General features: G+C 59.9%; 24 protein-coding genes and 2 pseudogenes. 11 read left to right on the forward strand and 15 right to left on the reverse strand.

Translation table 11 applies throughout. The features are described 5' to 3' along the window. Positions 1-33 precede the first annotated feature (33 nt). Entirely contained in the window at positions 34-342 is a 309-nt protein-coding gene (locus CWE01_RS29725; RefSeq protein ID WP_100944147.1) for a PepSY domain-containing protein, read from the reverse strand. 162 nt (positions 343-504) lie between these two features. Between CWE01_RS29725 and CWE01_RS29730 the strand changes: the two genes are divergently transcribed. Continuing rightward, positions 505-1,431 carry a sterol desaturase family protein gene (locus tag CWE01_RS29730; protein ID WP_100944148.1) on the forward strand — a complete coding sequence of 309 codons (927 nt, stop codon included), beginning with the start codon at positions 505-507 and terminating at the stop codon, positions 1,429-1,431. Here CWE01_RS29730 and CWE01_RS29735 read toward each other — a convergent pair. Then, the gene (locus CWE01_RS29735) at positions 1,382-2,062 is read right to left on the reverse strand and encodes a helix-turn-helix domain-containing protein (protein WP_100944149.1); all 681 of its coding nucleotides are present in this window, start codon (positions 2,060-2,062) and stop codon (positions 1,382-1,384) included. The genes CWE01_RS29730 and CWE01_RS29735 overlap by 50 nt on opposite strands. Beyond that, positions 2,063-3,181: a glycerophosphodiester phosphodiesterase gene (locus tag CWE01_RS29740; protein ID WP_100944150.1), complete on the reverse strand. Its 1,119-nt coding sequence runs from the start codon at positions 3,179-3,181 to the stop codon at positions 2,063-2,065. A gap of 228 nt (positions 3,182-3,409) precedes the next feature. Here CWE01_RS29740 and CWE01_RS29745 point away from each other — a divergent pair, with 228 nt between their 5' ends. After that, positions 3,410-3,739, forward strand: coding sequence for a DUF2025 family protein (locus CWE01_RS29745; RefSeq protein ID WP_100944151.1), 330 nt, complete (start codon positions 3,410-3,412; stop codon positions 3,737-3,739). Between the two features lie 5 nt (positions 3,740-3,744). Here CWE01_RS29745 and CWE01_RS29750 read toward each other — a convergent pair whose 3' ends face one another. Together CWE01_RS29750 and CWE01_RS29755 are read right to left on the reverse strand one after the other, a co-directional pair. Next, on the reverse strand, positions 3,745-4,068 hold the full coding sequence (locus CWE01_RS29750) for an antibiotic biosynthesis monooxygenase (protein ID WP_100944171.1): 324 nt from the start codon (positions 4,066-4,068) through the stop codon (positions 3,745-3,747). Next, on the reverse strand, positions 4,068-4,784 hold the full coding sequence (locus CWE01_RS29755) for a CTP synthase (protein ID WP_100944152.1): 717 nt from the start codon (positions 4,782-4,784) through the stop codon (positions 4,068-4,070). Before CWE01_RS29755 ends, CWE01_RS29750 begins: the two co-directional genes overlap by 1 nt. Before the next feature lie 71 nt (positions 4,785-4,855). On the opposite strand from CWE01_RS29755, the gene CWE01_RS29760 reads away from it, so the two are divergent. Then, positions 4,856-5,770 carry a LysR family transcriptional regulator gene (locus CWE01_RS29760; protein ID WP_305884398.1) on the forward strand — a complete coding sequence of 305 codons (915 nt, stop codon included), beginning with the start codon at positions 4,856-4,858 and terminating at the stop codon, positions 5,768-5,770. Positions 5,771-5,779: 9 nt separating this feature from the next. Here the strand turns inward: CWE01_RS29760 and CWE01_RS29765 are convergent, their stop codons facing one another. The 5 genes and pseudogenes from CWE01_RS29765 to CWE01_RS29780 all read right to left on the reverse strand — a co-directional run bounded on the left by CWE01_RS29765 (position 5,780) and on the right by CWE01_RS29780 (position 9,922). Next, a complete protein-coding gene (locus CWE01_RS29765; RefSeq protein WP_100944154.1) occupies positions 5,780-6,319 on the reverse strand; it encodes a DUF1003 domain-containing protein in 540 nt (179 codons plus the stop codon). A 96-nt stretch (positions 6,320-6,415) separates the two neighbouring features. Next, the gene (locus CWE01_RS34440) at positions 6,416-6,988 is read right to left on the reverse strand and encodes a methyl-accepting chemotaxis protein (protein ID WP_256579433.1); all 573 of its coding nucleotides are present in this window, start codon (positions 6,986-6,988) and stop codon (positions 6,416-6,418) included. Continuing rightward, positions 6,962-7,726 (reverse strand): annotated as a pseudogene (locus CWE01_RS34445) (PAS domain-containing protein); the annotation flags it as partial. The pseudogene CWE01_RS34445 and the gene CWE01_RS34440, both read right to left, overlap by 27 nt. A gap of 330 nt (positions 7,727-8,056) precedes the next feature. Beyond that, positions 8,057-9,139 (reverse strand): diguanylate cyclase, encoded by a 1,083-nt coding sequence (locus tag CWE01_RS29775; protein WP_100944156.1) that lies wholly within the window; start codon positions 9,137-9,139, stop codon positions 8,057-8,059. 168 nt (positions 9,140-9,307) lie between these two features. Next, complete coding sequence (locus tag CWE01_RS29780) at positions 9,308-9,922, reverse strand: TetR/AcrR family transcriptional regulator (RefSeq protein ID WP_100944157.1); 615 nt, start codon at positions 9,920-9,922, stop codon at positions 9,308-9,310. Between the two features lie 198 nt (positions 9,923-10,120). Between CWE01_RS29780 and CWE01_RS29785 the strand changes: the two genes are divergently transcribed. Together CWE01_RS29785 and CWE01_RS29790 are read left to right on the forward strand one after the other, a co-directional pair. Beyond that, positions 10,121-11,170 carry an MBL fold metallo-hydrolase gene (locus CWE01_RS29785; protein ID WP_100944158.1) on the forward strand — a complete coding sequence of 350 codons (1,050 nt, stop codon included), beginning with the start codon at positions 10,121-10,123 and terminating at the stop codon, positions 11,168-11,170. A 137-nt stretch (positions 11,171-11,307) separates the two neighbouring features. Beyond that, positions 11,308-12,897, forward strand: a complete 1,590-nt coding sequence (locus CWE01_RS29790; RefSeq protein ID WP_100944159.1) for an amidase family protein — start codon at positions 11,308-11,310, stop codon at positions 12,895-12,897. Between the two features lie 138 nt (positions 12,898-13,035). On the opposite strand, the gene CWE01_RS29795 is transcribed toward CWE01_RS29790, so the two are convergent. Then, positions 13,036-13,842 carry an SDR family oxidoreductase gene (locus CWE01_RS29795; protein ID WP_100944160.1) on the reverse strand — a complete coding sequence of 269 codons (807 nt, stop codon included), beginning with the start codon at positions 13,840-13,842 and terminating at the stop codon, positions 13,036-13,038. A 118-nt stretch (positions 13,843-13,960) separates the two neighbouring features. On the opposite strand from CWE01_RS29795, the gene CWE01_RS29800 reads away from it, so the two are divergent. Together CWE01_RS29800 and CWE01_RS29805 are read left to right on the forward strand one after the other, a co-directional pair. Beyond that, positions 13,961-14,899, forward strand: coding sequence for a GlxA family transcriptional regulator (locus tag CWE01_RS29800; RefSeq protein WP_100944161.1), 939 nt, complete (start codon positions 13,961-13,963; stop codon positions 14,897-14,899). Between the two features lie 109 nt (positions 14,900-15,008). Beyond that, positions 15,009-15,569, forward strand: coding sequence for an AAA family ATPase (locus tag CWE01_RS29805; RefSeq protein ID WP_100944162.1), 561 nt, complete (start codon positions 15,009-15,011; stop codon positions 15,567-15,569). 5 nt (positions 15,570-15,574) lie between these two features. Here CWE01_RS29805 and CWE01_RS29810 read toward each other — a convergent pair whose 3' ends face one another. After that, positions 15,575-15,904, reverse strand: a complete 330-nt coding sequence (locus tag CWE01_RS29810) for a helix-turn-helix transcriptional regulator (protein ID WP_100944163.1) — start codon at positions 15,902-15,904, stop codon at positions 15,575-15,577. 279 nt (positions 15,905-16,183) lie between these two features. On the opposite strand from CWE01_RS29810, the gene CWE01_RS29815 reads away from it, so the two are divergent. From CWE01_RS29815 to CWE01_RS29825, 3 genes are all read left to right on the forward strand, one after another. Then, complete coding sequence (locus tag CWE01_RS29815; protein WP_100944164.1) at positions 16,184-16,426, forward strand: type II toxin-antitoxin system HicA family toxin; 243 nt, start codon at positions 16,184-16,186, stop codon at positions 16,424-16,426. Next, positions 16,423-16,824 carry a type II toxin-antitoxin system HicB family antitoxin gene (locus CWE01_RS29820; RefSeq protein WP_100944165.1) on the forward strand — a complete coding sequence of 134 codons (402 nt, stop codon included), beginning with the start codon at positions 16,423-16,425 and terminating at the stop codon, positions 16,822-16,824. Before CWE01_RS29815 ends, CWE01_RS29820 begins: the two co-directional genes overlap by 4 nt. A 62-nt stretch (positions 16,825-16,886) precedes the next feature. Continuing rightward, complete coding sequence (locus CWE01_RS29825; protein WP_100944166.1) at positions 16,887-17,195, forward strand: chorismate mutase; 309 nt, start codon at positions 16,887-16,889, stop codon at positions 17,193-17,195. Between the two features lie 202 nt (positions 17,196-17,397). Here the strand turns inward: CWE01_RS29825 and vapC are convergent, their stop codons facing one another. Continuing rightward, positions 17,398-17,835 carry a tRNA(fMet)-specific endonuclease VapC gene (gene vapC / locus CWE01_RS29830; RefSeq protein ID WP_100944167.1) on the reverse strand — a complete coding sequence of 146 codons (438 nt, stop codon included), beginning with the start codon at positions 17,833-17,835 and terminating at the stop codon, positions 17,398-17,400. After that, positions 17,835-18,065, reverse strand: coding sequence for a type II toxin-antitoxin system VapB family antitoxin (vapB, locus tag CWE01_RS29835; RefSeq protein WP_100944168.1), 231 nt, complete (start codon positions 18,063-18,065; stop codon positions 17,835-17,837). The genes vapC and vapB overlap by 1 nt, the downstream gene beginning before the upstream one ends. A 471-nt stretch (positions 18,066-18,536) precedes the next feature. Between vapB and CWE01_RS29840 the strand changes: the two genes are divergently transcribed. Continuing rightward, on the forward strand, positions 18,537-18,833 hold the full coding sequence (locus tag CWE01_RS29840) for a fructose-bisphosphate aldolase (RefSeq protein WP_100944169.1): 297 nt from the start codon (positions 18,537-18,539) through the stop codon (positions 18,831-18,833). An 88-nt stretch (positions 18,834-18,921) separates the two neighbouring features. Here the strand turns inward: CWE01_RS29840 and CWE01_RS29845 are convergent. After that, a pseudogene (locus CWE01_RS29845) lies at positions 18,922-19,093 on the reverse strand (ribonucleotide-diphosphate reductase subunit beta); the annotation flags it as partial.

The raw sequence follows: 19,093 nt of genomic DNA on the forward strand, positions 1-19,093 counted from the left end.
CGGCTTGCCCGGCTCGCGCAAGGTCTGGTGGGATCAGGTGTCTTTCTTGTCGTGAAGCACCGCGCCAGTCTTGGCGTCGAGCTTGACGTCCCATTTCACACTGTCGCTTCCGAGCAGGTCGACTTTGTAGATGTAGCCGCCAGTGGCAGCCTGCTCCAGCTCGGTGTCGGTGATGGTGGCGCCGGGATGCTTGGCCTGGGCGGCCTGGTTGAGTTTCTCGAAGTCGGCAATCGCACCGGATTTCAGCAGCCCGGGAATCAGGTCCGGACGGACATCGGCCTGGGCAAACCCGGCGGCGAGGGCCAGGGTGGCGGTGGCGAGCAGTGCGTTGAATGTTTTCATCTGGAGGATCCCTTGAACGATTTCAGTGGGATCAGCTTGGGGGCGGTCACTTAATTTACCCTTAATTCCTGAACCCGCTTCCTCGCGAGGCGGTTGCGTTGTTTGTTCAATCGCCAACCGGGCGGGCCTTTCATGCTGGACGCTTATCAAGAGGAGCGTCTTATGAAGGCTGTGTTGAGTTGGGTGTATGCGCCGGTGTTCTGGTTCGGCTTCCTGGGGGCGGGCCTCGGGCGGGTTGAGCCGCTCTGGCGCTTGCCGCTGCTGTTTCTATTGGCTCTGGCGGTGTCGTTCCTGGCGGAGTGGGGGTTGCCTTATGAACCGCTCTGGAACCGTTCCAGGGGCGATCGTTTCCGGGATATCGTCCACGGGCTGGTCAATGAGAGCTTCAATGCCCTGGGGCTGCTGGTCTTGCCGATCCTGGCGCGGTGGTCGCCGTTCGGCGCGGTCTGGCCCCAGGCCTGGCCGTTGTGGCTGCAACTGCTGTTGGCAATACTGATCGCCGATGCCGGGATCACCCTGGCGCATTACGCCAGCCACCGGCTGCCGTGGTTGTGGCGATTGCATGCGGTGCATCACAGCGTGCAGCGCATGTATGGCTTCAATGGCTTGATGAAGCATCCGTTGCATCAGGCGATAGAGGCCACGGCCGGACTGCTGCCGTTGCTGCTGCTCGGTATCCCCCAGAATGTCGCCGCCCTGCTGGCGTTTGCCATCGCCATTCAGTTGTTGCTGCAGCATTCCAATGTCGATATGCGTTTGGGGCCCTTGCGCTGGATCTTCGCCTGGGCGCCGTTGCATCGTTTCCACCACATGAAATACGGCAAGGCCGGGGACGTGAATTTCGGGCTGTTCTTCACCCTCTGGGATCGGCTGCTGGGGACGGCTTTGTACACGGAGGAGTACCGGATCGGCGAGGGCGACCTGGGGATTGGCACGCGTGCGGATTTCCCTGTGGGTTATGTCCGGCAGTTGATCGATCCGTTTGTCCGGGCACCGACCCATCCGGCTCCCGCCACACCCGGGCCGTTGCAGCGCCGGGTCAATCCAGCAGCCGCAGCTGGATCCGGTTCAGGGAGCGAGCGGCCGTAACACCGAAGAGTTTTTTCATGGTCCGGGAAAAATGCGCGGAGTCGGCAAACCCGGCCTCGTGAGCCGCCGCGGTCAGGGAGTGGCCCGCCAATACCTGGGCCAGTGCCAGGCGCAGGCGCCGCCAGAGCACCAGTCGGCGGATCGGCAGGCCGATGCGGCTGGCAAACAGTCGCTCCAGTTGGCTCAGGGACAGGTTGGCGGCGCGGGCCAGGGTGTCGGCCGAGACCTTGCCATCCAGCGAGTGCTCCAGGGCCAGCAGGGCGCGGGCGATGCGTGGGTCTTCGACAGGGCGGCGTGGGCACTGGCGCAAGGCGCCCTCCAGGGCCGGCAACGACCATTCGACCTGGCTCAGTGCCTGTTGCAGCCGGCTCAGGTCAAGGCTCAGGGGTTCGGCATAGAGCGAGAACGAACGACCCGGTGCCTGGAGGATGGCATGGCCACGCTGGGCCTCGATAAAAAACTCGTGGCCGCTGCGTGGCTGATCCTCGATCAACAGGGTGACCGGCGCTTCGGGCGCCAGGATCACCTGGTGGGCGTAGTGGGCATGGGGCGCGGTACGCCCCAGCTCACCGTGGATCAAGGCATAGTCACGCCCCAGCCAGAGGGTGCCGGTCCACTCGGTGCTGTTCACTCAGTACCCGTTGGCCTCAAGAATCTGCGGCACGGTTTTCGGCGATGGGCGCTTGAAGTACTTGAGCAACTCGGACGCGCGATTGGTGAAGATGCCATCGACCCCGGCATCCAGCACCTTCTTGTAGTCCTGCGCAGTATCGACGGTATAGACATGCACCAGCATGCCCTGGTCGTGGGTGTACTGGTTCATCCAGGGTTTGACCAGGTCCGAGTAGCTCTGGTCGCCGCCGTGGGTCAGTTCCGCCGACGGACCGGTACCGATGGCGCCCCGGGATTTGGCGTAGTCGACCCACTTCTCGAATTCGGCCTTGTCCTTGGGTTCCTGTTTGGCGTAGTAGGCGGCCTTGGTCTTCTCGCCGGAGTCGGCGAAGCTCACCTTCGACTTGGGCTCGATGCTACCGTCACCGACCCACAGCAGCAGGATCTTCGGTGTGTCCGGCATTTCCTTTTGCAGCAGTTCCAGGCTGCTCTTCTCGAAGGTCTGCAGGATCACCTTGCCTTTGCCCTGGCCGACCTGGGGCTGTTCCTTGGACACCACCTGGGTCGGGCTCAACAGCCCACGTTCCTGCAGTTTGTTCTTCAGCTCATGCTCGATACCGGGAAACTGCTTGGGCTCCTTGGTCTCGACGTACAGGCCCGGCTGGTGTTTCGGGTTGGCCTGGGCGATGTCGATGATCTGGTCCAGGCTGAGGATTTTCAGGCCGACGTAGGCCGGGCGCGCACGCTCGGGGTAGGCCTTGTTGAACCAGCTGCCGGCGTCCAGGGTTTGCAGTTCGGCCCAGGTGAACTCGTTGGCCGGGCTGTCCTTGCGCTCGGGAAACTTGCTGGCGACGTCGGTGGTACGCGACAGGTTGTTGTCGTGCAGGGCGAAGATCACTCCGTCCTTGCTCCGTTGCAGGTCCATTTCCAGGTAGTCGGCACCGAGGTCGCGGGCCAGGGTGTAGGAGGCGGCGGTGGATTCCGGGGCATCGAAGGAGGCGCCACGGTGGGCGATCACGGCCGGGTGGGGAATGCCGGCGGCGGCCGCAACGGCGCTGGAGGCGCTGTTGGCCTCGGCGGTGCCCAGGCCCAGCAGCAGGCTCAGGGCCAGGGCGCTTTTGGTGAGGTTGGCGGACATGCTCGAATTCCTTTCGCAGAGAGTGAATACCAGAGCTTCCTTTTAACAACTGATGGCTACAGCGGCTATCGCGAAACCGACATAAACATGCGCCAGATCCGATTTTCGGCATTTTCATCGGGTATTGTGCTTCAGGATTTGTCGCCTATTTCCCCGCCAGAGGGACAGGCCCGCCCTGCGTGTAAACCAGCCATCCATGAGCCTTGTGGCTCTTCAGCGGGGTTTACCATGCCTATCACATCCGAACTTATCTGCCAGGCCGCCGACCAGCTCAAGGGTTTTGTCGGCTTCAATCGCAAGACCGGTCAATACATCGTTCGCTTCAGTGAGGACGCCTTCGGCATAGATGTGGCGGATGACGCTATCTTTCCGGCCTGCGAGTTTGTCTGGGTGACAAGTGTGGAGCAGGCCATGAGCCTGAGCCGTGAACGGATTGAGCTATTGCTGGCGCAGAATATCGATGACCGGATCAATATCACCGAGCCGTTGCGGGTGTACCAGCGGCGGGTGGATATTCCCGAGATCATCGCGCTGCGCAAAGTGCTCAGCGCTTCCTGAGGTGCTCAACGCTGGAAAGGGTAGGCGCGTTCGACCTTGCACACCCGGGTATGAAAGGCCTGGTACCAGGTTGAACGACCATGCTCGCGGATCTCGCTGTGTTCGGCGTGCTGTTTCCAGGCCAGGATGGCCGCTTCGTCGCTCCAGTAGGACACGGTGATGCCCAGGCCATCCTCGCCTCGGGCCGACTCGACGCCGAGAAAGCCCGGCTGTTGTCGGGCCAGTTCGACCATGCGCTGCGCCGCCTCGCCATAACCTTGATCACCTTCGGTACGCAGGGAGGTGAAGATGACGGCGTAGTAAGGCGGTTGTGGTGTCTGGGCGATCATCATGGCTGACTCGCGCAGGCTGCCAGGAGCGCGCTGGCCAGCGCTGGCGTATGACCTTCCAGTGCCGTGCGCTCGGGTTGGAACAGGGTCGCGACGAAGAACGGATGTCCCTTGAGTTCGATCGCGCGCAGATCGCCCTGGGCGTCGTGACCGCTGGCACGCAGGTCGCCGTCGAGCAGGGCGCTTTCGAACTCGGGGTTGATGCCGTAGCGGCAGTGATAACCCTCATGGGTTTCCAGGGTGCCGTAGGCCTTGGCGACCAGCGTGCCTTCGACAAACCGGATGCTGTCGTGGGCTTCGACCAGGGAGCAGCTCAGCGGCGAAATCACTGCGCGCGCAGAGTCTGGCGCCATTTCGCCATGCTCGGCGTCGCTCCAGCCCAGTACATGACGTGCGTACTCCAGGACGGCATGCTGGAAACCGCCACAGGTGCCGAGGAACGGACGTTGTTGTTCACGGGCGTGAGTGATCGCCAGTAACGCCCCTTCCAGACTGCGGTAAGGGCTGGCCGGCACGCACCAGAAACCATCGAAAAGACTCAGGTCGGTCTGCGCCGTGATGCTGTCCGTGGCCAGCCAGTGAGCGTTTACCTCAAGCTCGGCGGCCTCGGCCGCCCGTTGCAGGGCCACGGGAATCGCGCGGTGAGCGGTGACCTGGGGGTCGTGATCGCCGATCAGGGCGATGTTCAGGACGGTGTGTGGCGAGCGCTGTTCCATGGTTATTTCCCCTACGCTTGTTGATTTCCTGAGTGAACTATAAGGTGGCGACGACGCATTCAATATAGGCAATTACCCAATTGATCAATGCACCGCTGCACTATCGGTTGGAGCATGCCGACCTCTCGCTGATTCTCGCGCTGGTCCGTGGACGCTCCCTGGCGCGAGCGGCGGGGTTGCTCCGGGTCGATGTCTCGACGGTGTTCCGTTCGGTGCGTCGGTTGGAGGCCGCGTTGGGCCGGGAGCTGTTCGAAAAGAGCCGCGCCGGTTATCTGCCCACCAGCTTGGCGCAATCCCTGGCCGAACAGGCGGAGCGCGCCGAGCAGGCGTTGGAGGCCGCGTGCGTCAGTATCGAGCAGGGCGGCGAGGTGATCAGTGGCACGGTGCGTCTGACCTGTACCGATTCGGTCCTGCAGACGCTGTTGTTACCGGCGCTGGCGCGGTTCATGCCGTCTTATCCGGCCCTGACCCTGGAGCTCAGCACCTCCAACGATTTCGCCAATCTGAACCGGCGCGATGCCGATATCGCCTTGCGTTTGACCGACTCGCCACCGGAACATCTGCTGGGGCGTCGCCTGGGGGCGGTGTCTTATCGGGTGTGTGCCAGTCCTGGGTATTTGTCAGCGGTTGCTGTTGAGGATCTGGATCGACTGGCCTGGATCGCCCCGGACGATTTTCTGCCCGATCATCCGAGCGTGAGCTGGCGCCGCCAGCGTTTTCCCGGCGTGCTGCCGAGTTACCGTTGCAACAGCATGTTGTCGGTGGCGGAGTTGACGCGGGCCGGGTTGGGCATCGCCGTGTTGCCGGATTTCATGCTGGGCGAGCCGCAGGGCCTGCAGCCCCTGGCCGAGGTGCCGTCGAGCTACGACACGGCACTGTGGTTGCTGACCCGTCCCGATTGCCGGGCGTTGCGCTCGGTGGTGGCCTTGTTCGATGAGCTGGCCCGGACCATACGCCTCGGGCCGGGCGCCGAAGCACCCGGCTGAGGCGTTTTGTCAGGTCTTGCGCACGAAATGCTCGTGCATCTCCAGCGTCAGGCTCTCGATGCGTTCGGTCAGTTGCTTGGTCATTTCGGTCAACTGGGTATTCTGTTCGAGCAGCGTCAGCAGTTGCTCGGTGGTTTTCGCCGCCGCCGCCTGCCGTTCGGTATTGGCGACAGCCAGGGCCTCGCGATGCTGGGCGTCCGCGTCGGAATGGGCCTTGTCCCGCGCGGCCTGGCGAGTCTGGGCCAGCAGGATCAAGGGGGCGGCATAGGCCGCTTGCAGGCTGAACGCCAGGTTGAGCAGGATGAACGGGTAGACGTCGAACTGGGTCACGCCCGCGACGTTGAGGATAATCCAGGCCGCGACGATGACCGTCTGGGCACCGAGAAACATCGGCGTACCAAAAAAACGTGCAAAGGCTTCGGCTTTCAGCGCAAAGGTGTCGTTGCCGAAGGTGGTGGACAAATGGGCGTGAGGGCGATGGAAACGCAGGTGGTCGATGATTTTCTTCGGGGTTTCAGGGCTTTTCGCTTCAGGGCTTTCTGACGTCATGGTGGACTCTGCAAGGCGTGGGGAACAAGGCTCACTATAGCCCCATCCGACGTCGCCTGGCGCCCTCCCTGGCGCTCTCGTCCGGTCCGTTGTGTATCAACTCTGCCCAGCGAACATGCTCACCGCGCGCACCGCCTGATTGGCCCCTTCGCGAATCTGCAGGATCACCGTGCCGGCCTGGTCCGCCAGGTCGACCCCTTTGGCGGCCCGGTCACGGGTGCCGTTCATGCTGTCGATGGCCTTCAGGGTTTCGTTCTGGATCATGCCGATCATCTCGGAAATCTCCGCAGTCGAGCCGCTGGTACGCGCCGCCAGCAGGCGCACCTCGTCGGCGACCACCGCGAAGCCGCGTCCCTGTTCGCCGGCCCGGGCCGCTTCAATCGCCGCGTTCAACGCCAGCAGGTTGGTCTGGTCCGCAATCCCGCGAATGGTGTTGACGATGGCCGTGATCTGTTCGGAACGCTCGCCCAGCTTGGCGATCAGCGTGGAAGAACCTTCGATGTTCGAGGCAATTTCACGCATCTCGGTGGCCGCCTGCTGGATAACCCCGGTACCGTGCTCGGCGACTTTTCGTGTCTCGATCGAGAGGTGATAGGCCTCGGTCGCACTCTTGGCATCCTGTTCGTGTTTCTCGACACCGCCGGTAACGTCCGAGGCAAACTTGACCACCTTGCACAAGCGACCGCCGGCGTCGTACACCGGGCTGTAGCTGGCCTCGACCCAGAGGGTCTGGCCACGCTTGCCGACGCGTTCGAACTGGCCGTTGAAAAACTCACCCTGGTTCAGGCGGCGCCAGAAATCCTGGTACTCGCTGCTGTTGGTGGTGGCCGGCTTGCAGAACATCTTGTGGTGCTTGCCCTGGATCTCCGCCAGGGTATAGCCCATCAGCCTGAGAAAGTTCTGGTTGGCAGAGATGACACTGCCATCCAGGTTGAATTCGATCATCGCCATGGCCCGGTCGATAGCCTGCAACTTGCCGTTGGCCTCGCTCTCCTGTTGCATCCTGGCGGTGATGTCCAAGGCGTAGGTGATGACCTTGAAGAGACTGCCGCTGTCATTCTTGATCGGGTTGTAGCTGGCTTCCAACCAGACGGAGCGGCCATCGGCCGTGACCACCTCGAAGGTCCCGGCTTCGAACTGGCCGGACTTCAGGCGCGACCAAAGCTGGCTGTACTCGCTGCTGCGGGCGTAGGCTGGCGTGCACAGCGTCCGGTGCGCCTGGCCCACCACTTGCTCCTGGCGGTAGCCGGTGACCTTGAGAAAATTCTCGTTGGCGCGCAGGACCGTGCCATTGAGGTCGAACTCGATCACGATCATGGAACGGTCGATGGCCGCGAGTTGGTTGGCTTGCTCGGTGACGGATTGTTGCAGGGTGCTGATGGCTTTCTTATGGGAGGCAAATAGCATGGCGTCTGCTCGGAGAGGGATACAACGTGAGAGTTAGTCCCTGATCATGCGGCTTGCAGCTTGTCCGAGAGGAGCAAGGGAAGTAGCAGCCCGGTACCAGTGCTCCATGACTGGTGGTTCACTGCGGCGTATGCGACCGCAGATTATTTTTGATACAGCCCACCGCACTGCTGCACCCATGACCGTTCGTGGGTTGTGCGAATACCTGTACCCAAGTGATCGTTCAGAAAAACGATGGCTGAATGATGGCTATATGATATTTATTTTCTTATACAAAGCAATGTGTCGCTGTACAAGTTTGTGGGGTGCCTTTCGGACCGGCGGAGTGGTTCAAGCCGGGTTGACCAGGTTGCACGAGGACACTTCAGTACTGTCCTCTTCGGCACTGTTGACCTTGTTGCGTCCGGTGTTCTTGGCGACATACAGCGCCTTGTCGGCTTCGTTCAGCCAGGCGCCGGCATCGTTGAAATCCTTGCGGCAGGAGGCCAGGCCGATACTCAGGCTGACCCGCAATCCCGGGACATCGGCGTTGCGATAGTTGCCGAATGCCTCGCGCAGACGCTCCATCACGTCATTGGCCCGCTCCAGCGACATCTCCGGCAGGATCACGCAGAACTCGTCGCCACCATAACGCCCGGCCAGGTCATCTTCGCGCAGGTTGTCCCGCAGATCCTTGCTCAATTGGCGCAGTACGCTGTCGCCGACCAGGTGGCCGTAGGTGTCGTTGATGGCCTTGAAGTGGTCGATGTCGATGAGGGCAATCACCGCCTGGCACTGGCTGTAGCGGCATTTGTGGAATTTGAGGTGCAGCAGGTCCTTCCAGGAGCCGTGGTTGAGCAAGCCGGTCAGGCTGTCGGTACGGCTCAGGGCGCTGAGGGTGCGCTTGTGTTCGGCCAGGTTGATGGCCAGTTGATAACAACCCATGCCGATCACCAGGGGATAGAAGATCAGCACCGGCAGCACGCTGTAGATCTGTATCGGCGTGGTCAGCGGATTGAAGGCCGGGGCGAAGATCAGCCAGGACACCAGGATGCCGATAGCCTGGGCGACCAGCCCCTGGGCCATCAGTCGGGGTCCGCCGGCGGCGACATTGTGCATGGCCATCAAGGCCAGCATGTTGACGGTGATCAGTGGCGTGAACTGGATGGTTGCGGCCCAGAATCCACCCATCAGCGAATCGATGAGGATATTGCGGCGCTCAGCCCGATAGGGAAAAGGCGAGCGTTTGGCGATCTGATAGGCCAGATGCGGCCAGGCCACGGCATTGAGGGCCAGCAATACCCAGATCCACATCGGCATGGCCAACGGGTAAAGCGCGGCGATTACGCTGAAGCAGCCAATACCAACGCCTACCGTGCGCGGCAGGTAAATGCGCTTGGCAAACGATAGCCCTTTGCCTCGTTGGATTTGCATAGGTTTTTTGCGCCACTTTATTCATCTGAACACCTGGGCGGTGTTCTGCACGGCATGGCCGTTCATCGGATAAGAAGGATCAATATTGTCGAGCATTCCGTAAAGAATAATCAGTGTCCTTCCAAGCCATTTAGAAGGTCTTGAGACGGTTTTGGCGCTCTGCGCCGGCTATTTGACGATTTCGTAGCCCGCGAGAAACAGATCCAGCGACGATTCTATGACGCGGCTCTGGGTCGAGGGATCCAGAGGCGGCTGGCCGAGGCTGATTTGGGGCCAGAAGGCGAAGGTCTTGAGCAGGCCGTGCAGTTGCGCTGCGGCGAAAGCCGGGTCCACGGGTTTGAAGGTGCCGTCGGCCTGGGCATCGCGAATCCACTGGTTGAAGGCTTCTTCCCGTTCTGCCAGGCGCGCGACCATGCCCTGGGCGCGTTCGGGCGAATGGATGGTTGCGGCAATCGCCACCCGGGCGAGGTCAAGGAAGCTGTTTTCACTGAGCAGGTGCAGTTTCAAGACGAGCAATTCGCGTAGTTGCTCACGCAAGCTGCGATCCGAGTGGTAGGACATATCCACTTGTGCCGCACTTTTGGCCCACATGTGGTGCATGATTTCCGCGAACAACTCTTCCTTGCTGGGGAAGTGGTTGTACACCGTGCGCTTGGACACCTCGGCCTTGGCCGCGATCTTGTCCATGCTGGTGGCCTCGAAGCCGTCGGCGCGAAAGGCCTCGATGGCCGCCTGGATGATGGCTTCACGTTTGCGGTCGGTCAGGCGTAGGGGAGCGGTCATGGGCGGCTTCGGCAGGAGAAGAAAAGTTACACTAGGTAGTTTACTTATTGGCAGCCTTGTTGCAAGCTTGAAACTACACGGTGTAGTGTAGTTGCTCTACTCCAGTATTTCATCGGTTCGAGGCTTGCGTGCAGCGGCCCTTGATCATCCAGCAGAAGAACGTGGGAACCCTTGGCGGTTTCCGGGAGTCACCCCGTAATGACCACTCGTTCGCTTGTCCGCGCCAAACCATCGTCCTTGCAGGAGCAGGGCCAGTACCGCAACCATGCACCCACCCCACAGGGCGGGTTTCGCAAGACGTTCGGTATTTTCTGGAAAATGCTCTTTCACAAACCCCGCAATACCCGCCCGGCCGGCAGCGTCCCGGTCCAGGGGCTGACCCGCGAGCAGTTGCTGGCGGCGGAAGATTTCAGTGTCTTCCGTCTTGGCCACTCGACCTTGTTGCTCAAGCTGCAGGGACTCTTCTGGTTGACCGACCCGGTGTTTGCCGAACGTGCATCGCCGGTGCAATGGGCCGGTCCCAAGCGCTTTCATCAACCGCCCATCAGCCTTGAAGAGTTGCCGCCTATCGAAGGCGTGATTCTTTCCCACAATCATTACGACCATCTGGACTATAAGACCGTCCTGCAACTCGCTGCCAAGACACGCTATTTCCTCGCGCCCATGGGTGTCGGCGATCTGCTGATCAAGTGGGGCATTCCCACTGACAAGGTCCGGCAACTGGACTGGTGGGAAGAAACCCAGGTCGGTGGCATTCGCTTCGCCGCTACCCCGGCGCAGCACTTTTCCGGTCGCACGCTGTTCGACAACAACCAGACGCTGTGGGCGTCCTGGGTGATGATGGTGGGCGACCAGCGGATTTTCTTCAGCGGCGACAGTGGCTATTTCGAAGGCTTCAAGCAGATCGGTGAACATTACGGTCCCTTCGACCTGACCCTGATGGAAACCGGTGCCTACAACGTCGATTGGCCCCATGTGCACATGCAACCGGAACAGAGCCTGCAGGCACACCTGGACCTCAAGGGCCGTTGGCTGCTGCCGATCCACAATGGCACGTTCGACCTGTCCTTCCATGCCTGGCATGAACCCTTCGACCGTATCCTGGCCCTGGCCTGGGAACGCAATGTGTCCATCACCACGCCGCGGATGGGCGAAGCCTTCAACCTGCTGCAACCCCATCGCGGTTACGCCTGGTGGCTGGAAGTGGAACACCCGGAAGAGGCGCAAACGCCGATCACGGCGCGCTAGGGTGTCTCACGTGTTGCATTGAATTTTCACTCAGCCTGCAACCGATTGTGTCCGGCGCTTCTGACGGAAGCGCCCATTAGGATGACCGCCGCCAGTGAAATGGATCACTGGCGTTTGGTTTTATCAGGACACGATTGATGTATCGAACCCTCAGAAAGCGCGCCGTGGTGCTCACTCGGTTGGCGTTGCTGCACGCCCTTTGTCTGACACCGCTTATCAGCCAGGCGAATCCCCCCGACCAACCTGTATTTCCGGCGTCAGCCTCGGTTAAAAACGAGGCGTTGGCGGGGATGGTCTATGCCGGTGCCGCCGAGGTGGCACTTGCGCTGGCCGAAGGGCGCTTCACTTCTCAGGAGCTGGTGAGTTATCTCATTTCGCGGGCGGCCGATCTGGACTCGTTCGGGCCGGCCATCGAGGCGGTGATCGAGTTCAATTCCGAAGCCTTGTCGATTGCCCGGACGCTGGACGAAGAGCGTCAGGCCGGCAACCTTCGTGGCCCTCTGCATGGCATCCCGGTGTTGCTCAAGGACAATATCCACACCGCCGACCAGATGCAGACCGCGGCCGGGTCGCTGGCCATGGTCGGGGCCGCGGCAGCTGACGATGCGTTCATCGTGCAAAAACTTCGCGAGCAAGGCGCCATTATCCTGGGCAAGACCAATATGAGCGAGTGGGCGAATTTTCGCGGTGACCAACTGCCTGATGGCTGGAGCGGTCGCGGTGGCAAGACCCGCAATCCCCACGCGCTCGACGGTGATGTCTGTGGCTCCAGTTCCGGCTCCGCTGCGGCGATAGCGGCGGGGTATGCGCCCCTGTCGTTGGGGACCGATACCTTCGGCTCGGTGATTTGTCCGGCGGCGAAGAATGGCATCGTTGGCCTGAGGCCTTCCGTCGGATTGCTCAGCCGTACAGGCATTATTCCCGCTTCCCGCGAACTCGATAGTGCGGGACCGATGACACGCACCGTGCGCGATGCGGCCTTGCTCCTCAATGCCATGGTGGCCCTCGACCCGCAAGACCTGGCGACCGCACAGGTGCCCGTCAGGCAGGACTACACACAAAAGCTCAAAGCCGATGCCTTGCAAGGAAAGGTCATCGGCTATCCCAGCCGCTTCAAGCCGGGTAGCGAAGACTTGAACGAGCATCCGCAGTTTGCCCAGGCCCTGGACACCCTGCGTGGTGCCGGTGCGCAACTGGTTCCGGTTGACCTGAAAGGGACCGATTGGAGCGAAAACGATTGGTCGCGGGTGAGCCGCATGTTCGATATGACGATCAAGCGGGTGTTGCCTGGTTATCTGGCCAGTCGCTCAGGCCTGAAGGTCTCGACCTTTCAGGAACTGGTGGATTACAACGAAAGCAATCCCGGTGCGGGAAACTACAACCAGGACCTGCTCAAGCGAGCGAATGCACTGGCGTTTGACGAAGCCGAATACCTGAAGCTGTCAGACGGACTGGGCGATGAAGCGCGCAGCAACGTCGATAAGCTGCTGGCGGATAACGGACTGGATGCGGCATTGGGGGATCCCCATCCGTTTGCGGTGCTTGAACTGGGCAGTGCAATCTTTGCCGGGTATCCGGGGATTACCGTGCCTTCGGGCATGGATGCCGATGGCATGCCCACTTCGGTGTATTTCTACGGTGCGCGCTGGAGTGAGGCCGAGCTGCTCGCGATTGCCTATGGCTACGAGCAGGCTTCGAATGCGCGACAGGACCCGGACTTTGAATAAGCCCGGGTAGCTGTTCACAGATATTCAGTCATCTGCGGATTCACGATCCGACACGGACACTGTGGGAGCAGGATTTATCTGCGAAGAGGCACTCAAAGCCACCAAAAGCTTCGCGGGTAAGCACCGCTCCCACAGTCTTTATCTGGAGCTTTTCAGATAACGAGCCGCCGGCACCTTGTGCGACAGGTTGGGTTTCAGGGCCTGGCGCGCCTGTTCGAAGGCCTGCCAATCGGCAATATTCGGCAGCGACGGGATAGTAACCAGCTCGCCAAGAGCCAGGCCGGCGAGCGCCGCATCCACCAGATCGTCGCTGTTCATCACAATGTCACCGGGCAGATGCTGGATCGGCAACCCGGCGATGTCCCAGAACTCGGTGCTGATCGCCCCTGGCAATACGGCCTGGACCTTCACGCCTTTTCCGCTCAGTTCGTGATGCAGGGACTGAGTGAAGGCCAGTACAAAAGCCTTGGTTCCGCCATACACACCGTTGAGCAATTCGGGCGTGATGGCGACGATGGAGGCGATATTGACGATCGTCCCTTCAGCGCGGGCCACAAAGTTGGTCGCTGCCGCTTTGGCCAGGTGGGTCAGGGCGACGACGTTCAAGTGAATCATCGCATCCATTTTGTCCTGTTCGGACTCCAGCAGCGAGGTGGTTGCCCCGACGCCGGCGTTGTTCACCAGCAGGGTGATCCGCGAGTCCTGCCCGAGGATTTTCCCGATCCGCTTCAGATCGGCCGTGTCATTCAAGTCGGCCTGCACCACCTCGATGGTCCGTTGGGTGTCCTTGCCCAGCCGTGCGGCCAGTTGCTCCAGGCGTTCGCGGTTGCGGGCCACCAGAATAAGGTCGTAGCCGTCGTGCGCCAGACGGTCGGCATAGACGGCACCGATGCCGGAGGAGGCGCCGGTAATCAGGGCAAAACCCTTCGAAGATGATTGAGTCATTGCAAGGCTCCAGAGTGGTCGACGAGATGTCGGCGTTGCTGGAATTAAGATTATGGTGGTAATTTATTGGCAGCAATGTCATATCTCCCACCTTTTAAGACATTATCGAGTCCTGTCCATGATCCGTATCGGCATTATCCTGTTCCCGGGTTTCCAGGCGCTGACGTTGGCGACCGGTACGGTTTTCGAGCACGCCAACCTGGAAGTCGAGCGCGAGGTCTACCAGGTGGACCTGCTCTCCGAACACGGCGGTACGGTCAAAAGCTCCATCGGCTTCAGCGTCGAGACCCAGCCCTTCGGTGTGCAGGATTACGACACGCTGGTGGTGGTGGGTGATAACGACCTGGTGCCAGGAACGGCAGGCCTGATTGACTACCTGCGAGGCGCACCGGCTTTTGCCCGGCGTATCACCTCGGCTTGTACCGGCTCGTTTCACTTGGCGGCGGCCGGTCTGCTCGAGGGGCGACGAGCGACCACCCATTGGTATCACGCGCGGATCTTCAAGCAACTGCATCCGGCTGTTCGACTTGAAGAGGATCGGATCTTCACCGTGGATGGTCCGATCTGGACTTCGGCTGGCATGACGGCCTGTATTGACCTGGCATTGGCCCTGGTAGAGCAGGACCTGGGAGTGGAAGTGACACGCAATCTTGCTCGCACGCTGGTGGTCTATCACCGCCGGGCGGGTGGCCAGTCGCAGTTTTCCGCATTGCTGGACCTCGATCCGAAGTCTGATCGTATTCAGAGCGCCCTGGCGTTTGCCCAGGAGAACTTGCGGGAAGATTTATCCGTTGAGCAACTGGCGCAAGTGGCTCACCTCAGTCCGCGTCAGTTCAGCCGGCTGTTTCGTGCCGAGACCGGCCAATCGCCGGCCAAGGCGATTGAACACCTGCGCCTGGAAGCGGCGCGGTTGATGATGGAATCGGGCTGGCACTCCATCGATATCGTCGCCCGCGACACTGGCTTCGCCGATCCGGAGCGCATGCGCCGCGCTTTTCTGCGCGCCTATGGCCAGCCACCGCAGGTGATCCGGCGCTCGCTGCAATTGCAGATGTAGCCGTTGCACGGAAACACCTCGCTCAGCGCGCGGGATTTTTCGTACAGACCCCAGGCCAGTAGGGGTCTACCATGAGTTCGAGACTGGAAGCAGAGCGTCAGGAACAACCATGACCCATCGAATTCATCTTTTCGGCGCGTCGGGCTCCGGCACTACGACCTTGGGCATGGCGCTGGCCGAGCGTCTGGAAATTGCCCATTTTGACTCGGACAACTTTTACTGGCAGCCCGCCGACAAGCCTTTCAGTTGCAAGCGTCCCCGTGACCAGCGGGTGCAGTTGCTACGTGAGCAACTGGCCCGGCAGGACAACTGGGTGCTCTCCGGCTCGCTCTGTGGCTGGGGAGATCCCCTGATTCCGGCGTTCACCCTGGCGATTTTCCTGCGCCTCGACCCTGAGGTCCGCTTGCAGCGTTTGCGCGTTCGTGAGTTCCAGCGCTACGGTGCGCAGATCCTCGAAGGGGGAGAGCGATTTGTCGCGACTCGTACCTTCCTGGACTGGGCGGCCGGCTACGATAGCGGCGACCATGGCACCCGCAGTCTCAAACGGCATGAAACCTGGATCAGGAGCCTGCCATGTCCGGTGCTACGGCTGGACGCTACCGATTATCCGGTGGAGGCGTTGGTCGAACAGGTGATGTACGCGCTGGAGCGGCCGGCTGCATCGCTGTAAGCCGATTATTCGATCAGTTCGTAATCCTTGCGCTCGATCGGGTCCGGTGTGGTTCCGCGGATATTCATGCCACGTCCGGGGGCAAACCCGGGGAAGAACACCAGGCCTTCTGCCTCGAAACGAAAGGCCAGGGCCAGCCGGGTAACATCCTTGAGTGATTCCCCCGCCTCGAAGCGATGGATGGCCGCGACCGAGACGCCAGACTCCCGGCTCAGATGCTCATGACTCCAGCCCAGCATGACGCGCGCCTGCAGGCAGTGCCGGGGCGTGAATTGATGCAAAACGATGCGTTCAACGGTGGTCCTCATCACATGACTGGCGGCTTGGCTGGACATGGCTCTCTCCGGGTTTGATCGGCTGATTTGAAAGTACTGTGTTTTTGTACAGTTGTTTTCGGGGCGGATCAAACGTTTTTTTCAGCATTCCGATTATCGGTATCGGGCTGTTGTGTTCGTAAGGATTGGACCTGCCCATGTGCAGGCATTGACCGTGCGACATGCCTTGTCACGGCCTTTCTTTGCTTGGTAAAAACAATGTTGTGTAGGGTGTGTATTTTTGGCTTGATGTGATTCACGCGCGTGTGTACCTTACACAACAGAGCTCAAGGAGTGAGCATGCGAAGCGGAGAGGTCATTGAACTGATCGAAGCCGATGGTTGGTATGAGGTGGCGGTGAAAGGAAGTCACCACCAATTTCGGCACCCGAGCAAGACAGGCCGCGTCACTGTTCCCCATCCCAAAACGGAAATTCCGAAGGGAACACTCCACAACATATTGAAGTCGGCTGGCCTCAAGGGCACAGCGTATAGCGATGGCAACCGTAATGACGTGTTTCCATATGGGCGAGGTATCCAATGAAATTTCCAGTGGTACTACACAAAGAGGCGGAATCAGACTACGGCGTGACCGTGCCGGATGTGCCAGGTTGTTTTTCTGCCGGAAGCACTTTTTCCGAAGCGCTGGAGAATGTGCATGAGGCCTTGGCCTTGCATTTCGAGGGTTTGCTGGCTGACGGTGAGCCGTTACCCCATGCGCGGGAGGCCGATGTCTATCTGGATAACCCGGACTATGCCGGCGGTCTCTGGGCCATCGTCGACTTCGATGTGACGCCTTACCTGGGCAAGTCGGTGAGATTCAATGCCTCGTTGCCCGAGCACCTGCTTGAGCGGATCGACGAACGTGTCCAGAAGGATCATCGCTACGCCTCGCGCTCGGGGTTTCTGGCGACGGCGGCGTTGCGCGAGTTGTATGCCTGATGGGTTGCAAAGGGAGAGATGTATCAGCCAGAGTGGCCGGTCTCAACAGGAGATAGAACGATATGGCCGTCCGTTGTACATCACTCGAAGAAGTCCGCGAAAACATCGACCGTCTGGATCGGCAGATCGTAACGCTGCTGGCCGAGCGGGGTACCTATGTCACTGAGGCCGCGCGCTTCAAGAAAGACAGCGATGCAGTCAGGGCTCCACAGCGCGTGGAGCAGGTCATCGCCAAGGTGCGGGCATTATCCGAGGAGTACGCCGCCAATCCCGATGTGGTCGAACAGGTCTACCGGGCCATGATTGCGGCGTTTATCGAGCAGGAACTGCAAGAGCATGGAAGCGCTCGCCACTTATCGTCGTCCTCCTAGCATCAACCTATAGGTTTCGAGGGCGGGGTCCGGTTGAGCAAAAAACTTTACCGAACCTCGGAAACCATCATTGATCGCTATTTCTGGAAGGGCCATTCCGGTCAGTTTTTCTGCCTGGAATGACACCTCTTCGGCCAGTTTCAGAATTTCAGCCGGAAAGGCTGGCATGAGAGGCTAAAACCAGTGGTTTCCTGTGACTAAATCAGGCGCGATGTTGATCGTCAAATGGATCGGATGAGCTCTCAACCCAGTCTTCAATCCGCAGCCCTAATACCCGTTCAAACTCACGCTGGTTGTTGGTGACTAAAATCAGCCCCAGCGAACGGGCGTGTCCGGCAATCATCTGATCATAGGGGCCAATCGGCCTCCCGGCCGTGGCTAGTTCAGCACGCAGCTGACCTGTGTGCGCCGCTGCGCCTTCGTCGTATTTCACTATTTCCAGCCGTGCCGCGAAGCCCTCGACAACTGCCAGGTTACGCTCGGGATTGGCTGACTTCTCCGCTCCGTAGATCAACTCCATCAGGGTTACCGAGCTGATGCACATCTGCCCATGATGGCGCGTGAATACCTCACGAACCTGCTGGGGCCGATTCTTGATTGTGAAAATGCAAATATTTGTGTCGAGCATGAATTTGAGCATTAAAAGGAATCCCGCACCTGATCGGCGGGTTGCTCACGCTCAGTCATGAAGTCGGCAGTCACCCCCTCACCCTCAAACCAGCTATCCCATGATTCGCCAGCGGGGGTGATAATCCTTGTTCTGCCGATTGCAATGACATCGACGCGCTTCACGTCATCAGGCAGCGCTGCAGCTTTGGGCAATCTCACCGCCTGGCTACGGTTACTCTGAAAAATCGAGCCTTGTTCCACGATACACCTCGGGATATGTCGGACGTATATCCCATAATATTCCCTCGCTGGGATATGTCAATGGGATATACGTAGGCGTTCACAATGCGACACGACGCCGACGTGGAAGCATCTGATCATGAAAACCAAACGGACATCCTTCGGCAATCAGTCCTACGTTTAAGTCAGAAAGATCATCTGGCACCTGCCCACTATGGCGAATTGTTCCAGATGGAGAGGCGGGCTTAGAGTTTGAGTCACTCGCTGGATAATCTGGCGAGAAGGGTTTCGCAGCCCTTTTGCACAACACGAAAAAGCATCATGAAAGCGTTGGCGGCTGTATTTCTGCTGCTCGTTTCATGGTGGCTGTGTGTGGGAGGCTTTCGAGCCTGCCGATTTCCGTGTTTGTCGGTCTGCGAACCCGCGCACAGCTGCCACCCAATTCGTTTCGCAGTGAAGGGCGGTCATTCTCCAGTAACACGGAGTTTTACGATGAATACCGAGCATACCCCCAGGCGCTTTATCCCGATGGACAGCGTATCCACTGAGTTCCCTGTTCTCTACATCGACCGCAATGCCCCGCTGGTTGATCTGCATGCCTGCGTCAGCGAGCGCATGCGGGCGGTCAATAAACTGATGATCCTGTTCACCTGCAGCCGGCTAAGCGATAGCGACTCGCGAGACCTGGGCAATATCGCCTCGATCTCGCGGTTGTTGCTACAGGATGCCAGTGACGTGTTCGATGTAATCGAAACGCGAGGGCTGGAAGCGAAGCACCTGGCTTCATAACGCAGTGATCAGACGCAAACGAAAAAGCCCTGAACAGGTTCAGGGCTTTTCGGTATTCCAGGCTATTCACCCAGGGTGAACAGCGGCATCAATCCCAGCTCAATGCCCCGCCAGTCTGATACTCGATCACGCGGGTCTCGAAGAAGTTCTTCTCTTTCTTCAAGTCCATGATCTCGCTCATCCATGGGAACGGGTTGGTGGTCCCCGGGTACTCTTCCTTCAAGCCGATCTGCGACAGACGACGGTTGGCGATGAACTTG

The sequence above is a fragment of the Pseudomonas sp. QS1027 genome, assembly GCF_002814235.1.
Lineage (GTDB): Bacteria > Pseudomonadota > Gammaproteobacteria > Pseudomonadales > Pseudomonadaceae > Aquipseudomonas.

Bases quoted from the DNA above. Each gene is read 5' to 3' on its own strand.
- CWE01_RS29800 (WP_100944161.1), top strand. From the start codon at position 13,961: ATGATCCGTATCGGCATTATCCTGTTCCCGGGTTTCCAGGCGCTGACG.
- CWE01_RS29725 (WP_100944147.1), bottom strand. From the start codon at position 342: ATGAAAACATTCAACGCACTGCTCGCCACCGCCACCCTGGCCCTCGCC.
- CWE01_RS29790 (WP_100944159.1), top strand. From the start codon at position 11,308: ATGTATCGAACCCTCAGAAAGCGCGCCGTGGTGCTCACTCGGTTGGCG.
- CWE01_RS29820 (WP_100944165.1), top strand. From the start codon at position 16,423: ATGAAATTTCCAGTGGTACTACACAAAGAGGCGGAATCAGACTACGGC.
- CWE01_RS29775 (WP_100944156.1), bottom strand. From the start codon at position 9,139: ATGCAAATCCAACGAGGCAAAGGGCTATCGTTTGCCAAGCGCATTTAC.
- CWE01_RS29745 (WP_100944151.1), top strand. From the start codon at position 3,410: ATGCCTATCACATCCGAACTTATCTGCCAGGCCGCCGACCAGCTCAAG.
- CWE01_RS29840 (WP_100944169.1), top strand. From the start codon at position 18,537: ATGAATACCGAGCATACCCCCAGGCGCTTTATCCCGATGGACAGCGTA.
- CWE01_RS29810 (WP_100944163.1), bottom strand. From the start codon at position 15,904: ATGTCCAGCCAAGCCGCCAGTCATGTGATGAGGACCACCGTTGAACGC.
- CWE01_RS29740 (WP_100944150.1), bottom strand. From the start codon at position 3,181: ATGTCCGCCAACCTCACCAAAAGCGCCCTGGCCCTGAGCCTGCTGCTG.
- vapC (WP_100944167.1), bottom strand. From the start codon at position 17,835: ATGCTCAAATTCATGCTCGACACAAATATTTGCATTTTCACAATCAAG.
- CWE01_RS29815 (WP_100944164.1), top strand. From the start codon at position 16,184: ATGCGAAGCGGAGAGGTCATTGAACTGATCGAAGCCGATGGTTGGTAT.
- CWE01_RS29825 (WP_100944166.1), top strand. From the start codon at position 16,887: ATGGCCGTCCGTTGTACATCACTCGAAGAAGTCCGCGAAAACATCGAC.
- CWE01_RS29730 (WP_100944148.1), top strand. From the start codon at position 505: ATGAAGGCTGTGTTGAGTTGGGTGTATGCGCCGGTGTTCTGGTTCGGC.
- CWE01_RS29765 (WP_100944154.1), bottom strand. From the start codon at position 6,319: ATGACGTCAGAAAGCCCTGAAGCGAAAAGCCCTGAAACCCCGAAGAAA.
- CWE01_RS29755 (WP_100944152.1), bottom strand. From the start codon at position 4,784: ATGGAACAGCGCTCGCCACACACCGTCCTGAACATCGCCCTGATCGGC.
- CWE01_RS29785 (WP_100944158.1), top strand. From the start codon at position 10,121: ATGACCACTCGTTCGCTTGTCCGCGCCAAACCATCGTCCTTGCAGGAG.
- CWE01_RS29805 (WP_100944162.1), top strand. From the start codon at position 15,009: ATGACCCATCGAATTCATCTTTTCGGCGCGTCGGGCTCCGGCACTACG.
- CWE01_RS29750 (WP_100944171.1), bottom strand. From the start codon at position 4,068: ATGATCGCCCAGACACCACAACCGCCTTACTACGCCGTCATCTTCACC.
- CWE01_RS29795 (WP_100944160.1), bottom strand. From the start codon at position 13,842: ATGACTCAATCATCTTCGAAGGGTTTTGCCCTGATTACCGGCGCCTCC.
- CWE01_RS29780 (WP_100944157.1), bottom strand. From the start codon at position 9,922: ATGACCGCTCCCCTACGCCTGACCGACCGCAAACGTGAAGCCATCATC.